The organism is Mesorhizobium sp. M1A.F.Ca.IN.020.06.1.1, assembly GCF_004023265.1.
Classification (GTDB): Bacteria; Pseudomonadota; Alphaproteobacteria; order Rhizobiales; family Rhizobiaceae; genus Mesorhizobium.
In genome coordinates this window covers 1-970 of sequence record NZ_RZSR01001450.1, presented here as the reverse complement: position 1 = coordinate 970, position 970 = coordinate 1, and the positions used below count along the sequence as shown (strand labels likewise).

The 970-nt window shown below is 66.5% G+C and carries 1 protein-coding gene and 1 pseudogene; both read left to right on the top strand.

Going from position 1 to position 970, the window contains the following annotated elements:
• Positions 1 to 583, top strand: a pseudogene (locus EOA60_RS34775) (bifunctional salicylyl-CoA 5-hydroxylase/oxidoreductase); the annotation flags it as partial.
• Positions 584 to 752: 169 nt separating this feature from the next.
• The coding region (locus EOA60_RS34770; RefSeq protein WP_128312718.1) for an SDR family NAD(P)-dependent oxidoreductase at positions 753 to 970 on the top strand (218 nt) is incomplete at its 3' end.

Here is a 970-nt window from a genome sequence, read left to right as displayed (position 1 = left end):
TGGCTATCTGCTCTCCGCCTTCATCACGCCGCTGACCAACAGGCGCACCGACGACTATGGCGGCTCGCTGGAGAACCGCATGCGCTATCCGCTGGAGATCTTCCACGCGGTGCGCGCCGTGTGGCCGGCCGAAAAGCCTATCTCGGTGCGCATCTCGGCCAATGACTGGGTGGGCATCGAAGGCGTCACGCCGGCCGATGCGGTCGAGATCGCCAAGCTTCTGCATCAAACCGGCGTCGATCTCTGCGACGTCTCGGCCGGCCAGACCACGATCGCCGCGAAGCCGGTCTATGGCCGCATGTTCCAGACGCCGTTCTCCGACCGCATCCGCAACGAGGTCGGCATGGCGACGATGGCGGTCGGCAACATCTACGAGCCGGACCACGCCAACTCGATCCTGATGGCAGGACGCGCCGATCTGGTGGCGCTGGCCCGGCCGCATCTCAGCGATCCCTATTGGACGCTGCATGCGGCCGTCACCCTCGGCGACCGCGGCGTCAAATGGCCGGATCCTTATCTGCGCGGACGCGACCAGATCTACCGGCTGGCCGAACGCGAAGCGGCGGCAGGGCTGAAGGTATGAGCGCATTTATGTTTTCACGTCGGCGCCGCCCCTCATCCGCCTGCCGGCACCTTCTCCCCGTGAAGGACGGGAAGAAGGCACAAGCTCAAACGCTGGCGGCCCCCTCTCCCCGTCCTTCACGGGGAGAGGGTAAGGATGAGGCGCAGCGCCTTGCCTGGAGGACTGGCGCATGATTGCCGGCAAGCATGCGCTGGTCACCGGCGGCGGCTCCGGCGTCGGCCGTGCGATCGCACTGTCGCTGGCGGAAGCCGGCGTCGAGGTCACCATCTGTGGCCGCCGCAAGGCCGCGCTGAATGAAGTCGCGAAGGCAAACGACCGCATCTTCGGCATCGGCGCCGATGTCACCGACGAAGCCGACATGACGGCGCTGTACGAGAAGGCCGAGGC